General features: G+C 72.5%; 1 protein-coding gene and 1 pseudogene. Both read left to right on the top strand.

Features of this window, described 5'->3' with window-relative positions; genetic code table 11:
* Positions 1–2: 2 nt before the first annotated feature.
* Positions 3–869 (top strand): annotated as a pseudogene (locus ABFX54_RS57365) (AMP-binding protein); the annotation flags it as partial.
* Between the two features lie 123 nt (positions 870–992).
* Positions 993–4,813: non-ribosomal peptide synthetase (locus ABFX54_RS55905; RefSeq protein WP_346115489.1), on the top strand; the 3,821-nt coding region annotated here is incomplete at its 3' end.

Below are 4,813 nucleotides of genomic sequence, written 5' to 3'. Positions count from 1 at the left end.
GTTTGGAGCGTGGGGTTGATCTGGTCGTCGCGTTGCTGGGGGTGTTGAAGGCGGGTGGGGCTTATGTGGCGTTGGATCCGGTGTATGCGGGTGAGCGGTTGCGGTGGATGGTGGGGGATTCGGGTGCGGTGTTGGTGGTGGCGTCGTCGGTGACGGCGGGGGTTGTGGGGGATGTGGTTGATGTTGTGGTGCTGGATGATCCGGCGGTTGTGGCGGAGTTGGCTGTTCAGTCTGGGGAGTCTGTTGGGGTGGTGGTGTGGGGTGGTTGTGCGGCGTATGTGGTGTATACGTCGGGGTCGTTGGGGTGGCCGAAGGGTGTGGTGGTGGGGCATGCGGGTGTGGTGGGTTTGTGTGAGTGGTTGGGGCGGGTGGTGTTTGGGGGTTTGGGGGAGAGGTTGCGGGTGGGGTTGACGTCGTCGGTGTCGTTTGATGCGTCGTGGAATCAGTTGGGTGGGTTGTTTGTGGGTCATGAGTTGCATGTGGTGGATGGTGAGTCGTGGGTGGATGCGGGTCGGTTTGTGGAGTGGGTGGCGGAGGGTGGTCTGGATTTTGTGGAGGTGACGCCGTCGTATTTGGAGGTGCTGGTGGGGGAGGGGTTGTTGGAGCGGGGTGGGCTCAGGTTGGTGGGTGTGGGTGGTGAGGCGGTGTCGCAGGGGTTGTGGGACGGGTTGTCCGCTGCTCAGGTGGAGGGGTTCAATTTTTATGGTCCGAGTGAGTGCACGGTGGATGTGGCGGTGGCGCGGATCGGTGGTGTGAGTCCGGTGGTGGGTGGGCCGGTGGCGAACGCGCGCGTGTTTGTGCTGGATGAGTTTCTGCGTCCGGTGCCGGTGGGTGTGGTGGGGGAGTTGTATGTGGCAGGTGGTGGGGTGGCGCGGGGGTATGTGGGCCGGGCTGGGTTGACGGGTGAGCGGTTTGTGGCGTGTCCGTTCGTGGTGGGTGAGCGGATGTATCGGACCGGGGATCGGGTGCGGTGGACGTCCGAGGGTGAGTTGGTGTTCCTGGGTCGAGTCGATGACCAGGTGAAGATCCGCGGCTTCCGCATCGAACCCGGCGAGGTCAGCGCGGTGCTGGCGGACTGTCCTGGAGTGCGGCAGGTCGCGGTGATCGCGCGGGAGGACACACCGGGAGACAAGCGGCTGGTGGCCTACGTGGTGCCCGGTGACGAGCCGCCCGGTGCCGAGGCGGTGCGCGGGTACGCGGCGGAGCGGCTGCCCGAGTACATGGTGCCGTCGGCCGTGGTGGTGCTCGACGCGCTGCCACGCACGGCCAACGGCAAGCTCGACCGCGCCGCCCTGCCCGCCCCCGAATACACCGCCGGCACCGGCAGAGGGCCCGCCGACGCCCGCGAGGAGATGGTGTGCGCGGCGTTCGCCGAGGTGCTCGGTGTCGAGAGCGTGGGCGTGGACGACGACTTCTTCGCCCTCGGCGGCCAGTCGCTGCTGGCCATCCGCGCGGTCGCCGCGCTGCGGGCGCGGGGCGTGTCGGTGTCGGTGCGCTCGTTCTTCCAGACGCCGACCCCGGCCGGGGTGGCCCGGTCGGTCGGCGAGACGGGGGTGGCGGTGCCGGACAACGCGATCCCGGCCGGCGCCACCGCGATCACTCCCGAGATGTTGCCGCTGGTCGAGCTGACGGCGGAGGAGATCGACCGGATCTCCGCCACGGTCGAGGGCGGCGCGGCCAACATCGCCGACATCTATCCCCTCGCGCCGTTGCAGGAAGGGCTGCTGTTCCACCACCTGCTCGCCGAGGACGGCCAGGACGCCTACGTGCAGCCCACCGTGGTCGAGTTCGACTCGCGGGACCGGCTGGACGCCTTCGCCGACGCCGTGCAGAAGGTGGTCGACCGGCACGACATCTACCGCACCTCCATCGTCTGGCAGGGGCTGCGCGAGCCGGTCCAGGCGGTGTGGCGGCGGGCGGTGCTCCCCGTGCGCGAGGTGACGCCCGGCCCAGGCACAGGCGATCTCGCCGAACGCCTGGTCGCGCATGTCGGCCGGACCATGGAACTCGGCCGCGCGCCGCTGATGGACATCCACGTCACGCCCGTCCCCGGCACCGCCCGATGGCTGGGGCTGGTGCGGGTGCATCACCTGGCGCAGGACCACACCGCGCTCGAAGTGGTGATCGACGAGGTGCGGGCGTTCCTCGCCGGACGCGGGGACGAGCTGCCCGAGCCGCTGCCCTTCCGTACGTTCGTGGCCCAGGCGCGCGGCGCCGTCGAGCGGGCCGAGCACGAACGCTACTTCGCCGACCTGCTCGGCGACGTCACCGAGCCGACCGCCCCCTACGGCGTGCTGGACGTGCGCGGTCACGGCACCGCCTCCGTACGCGAGATCGTGCCGTTCCCGCCGGAGCTGGAGCGGCGGGTGCGCGAGCTGTCGCGCCGGGCCGGCGCCAGCCCGGCGACGCTCCTGCACGTGGCCTGGGCCCGGCTGCTCTCCGTGCTGTCCGGGCGCGACGACGTGGTGTTCGGGTCGGTGCTGTTCGGCCGGATGAACGCGGGCACCGGCTCCGACCGGGTGCCGGGCCCGTACATGAACACCCTCCCGGTACGCGTCCGCACCGGCGGGACGGGCGTGCTCGAAGCGGTCGGGGCGATGCGCGGCCAGCTCGCCGAGCTCGTCCGGCACGAGCACGCGCCGCTGGCCGTCGCGCAGCAGGCGAGCGGCGTCACCGGGGACACGCCGCTGTTCACCGCCCTGTTCAACTACCGCCACAACAGCGGCCCATCGCGTGACGCGAACGACGCGATGGCGGGCATCACGCTGCGTTACTCCGAGGACCGCGACAACTACCCGCTCACCGTCAACGCCGATGACAGCGGCGACCGGCTCTCGCTGGCCGTGGACGCCGTCGCGCCGATCGACCCGCGCGCCGTCGGCACGCTGCTGCGCACCACCACCGGCAACCTGCTCTCCGCACTCGAAGCGGCCCTGGACGGCGGCCATGACCTGCCGCTGAGCGCCGTGGACGTGCTGGACCAGGCCGAACGCGAGCGGGTGCTGGACGCCTGGAACGACACCGACGTCCCGGTCCGCCCCGCGACGGTGACGGAGCTGTTCGAGGCGCAGGCGGCGCGGACTCCGGACGCGGTCGCGGTGAGCTGCGGCGCGGACGCCGTCACGTACGCGGAGCTGAACGAACGGGCCAACCGGCTCGCCCGGCTGCTGGCGGGGCGCGGCGTGGGGCCTGAGTCGGTGGTCGCGCTGGTGCTGGAGCGCGGCGTGGAGCTGATGGCCGCGGTGCTCGGCGTGCTGAAGGCCGGGGGCGCGTACCTGCCCGTGGACCCTGAGTACCCGGCGGGGCGGATCGCGTACATGATCGAGGACGCGGCGCCGGCCCTGGTGCTCGCCTCGACCACGACGGCCCGCACGGTGCCCGGCGCGGTCGCGGAACCGGACGGGACAGGACGTATGGCCCCCGGCGCGGTCGTGGACTCGGGCGGGACTGCCCGCACGGCGCCCGGACTGGTCGTCCTCAACTCGGACGCGACCGTCGCGGAGCTGCGGGGGCTGTCCGGTGGGGATCCGGGGACGCCGGTGCTGCCCGGACACCCGGCGTACGTGATCTACACCTCCGGCTCGACCGGCCGGCCCAAGGGCGTGGTCCTCACCCACGAGGGGTTCGCCAACACGGCGCACGCGCTCGCCCGCCGCTACCCGACCGAGGTCGGCCCGGGGTCGCGGATGTTGCAGTTCGCGTCCGTCAGTTTCGACATGTTCTGCTCCGAATGGGCGCTGGCCCTGCCCGCCGGCGCCACCCTCGTCGTCGTGCCCCCGCACCGGCGGCTCGGCGCGGAGCTGGCGGCGTTCATCGCCGGCGAGGGGATCACGCACGCCGCCTTCCCGCCCGCCGTGCTCGCGGGCCTCGACGAGGGGGACATCCCCGCCGGCGTCGTCATCGACGTGGGCGGCGAGGCGCTGGAGGCCGAGCTGGTCGAGCGGTGGGCACCGGGCCGGGAGCTGTTCAACTCCTACGGCCCCACGGAGACCACCGTGGACGCCGCGGTGTGGCGGTGCCGGGCGGGCGCGAGCGACGTGCCGATCGGCACGCCCATCGCCAACACGCAGGTGTACGTCGTGGACGAGCGCCTGGCGCCGGTGCCGGTGGGCGTGGCGGGCGAGCTGTACGTGGCGGGCGCCGGGCTGGCGCGCGGCTACCTGGGACGGCCGGGGCTGAGCGCGGAACGCTTCGTCGCCGACCCGTTCGGGCCCGCGGGCACGCGGATGTACCGGACCGGCGACCGGGTGCGCTGGAACGCCGAGGGCGAGCTGGTGTTCGCCGGGCGGGTGGACGACCAGGTGAAGATCCGCGGCTTCCGGATCGAGCCGGGCGAGGTACGGGCCGTGCTCGCCGCCCATCCGCTGGTCGAGCAGGCCGCGGTGGTGGCCCGCGAGGACACGCCCGGTGACGTCCGTTTGGTCGCCTACGTCGTCCCCGCCCCCGCGCGGGGCGATAGGGACGCAGCCGCGAACCCCGATGCGTCCGGCCCCGCAAGGGCCGGTGCGGGCGCGTCCCGACAGGCCGGCACGGGCGGGCTCGGCGCCGTGCTGCGGGAGTACGCGGCCGAGCGGCTGCCCGGGCACATGGTGCCGTCGGCGGTGGTGACCATGGACGAGCTGCCGCTGACCGTCAACGGCAAGCTCGACCGCCGCGCCCTGCCCGTTCCCGACCACACGGCAGGCCCCGCCACCCGGGCGGCCACCCCGCAGGAGGAGATCCTGTGCGGCCTGTTCGCCCAGGTGCTCGGCCTCGGCGGCGTCGGCGTGGACGACGACTTCTTCGCCCTCGGCGGCCACTCGCTGCTGGCGGT

Origin of the sequence: Nonomuraea maheshkhaliensis (assembly GCF_039529435.1) — a bacterium.
GTDB lineage: Bacteria > Actinomycetota > Actinomycetes > Streptosporangiales > Streptosporangiaceae > Nonomuraea > Nonomuraea maheshkhaliensis.
The sequence above is the reverse complement of the archived record's forward strand: the minus strand, read 5'-3'. Positions and strand labels throughout refer to the sequence as shown.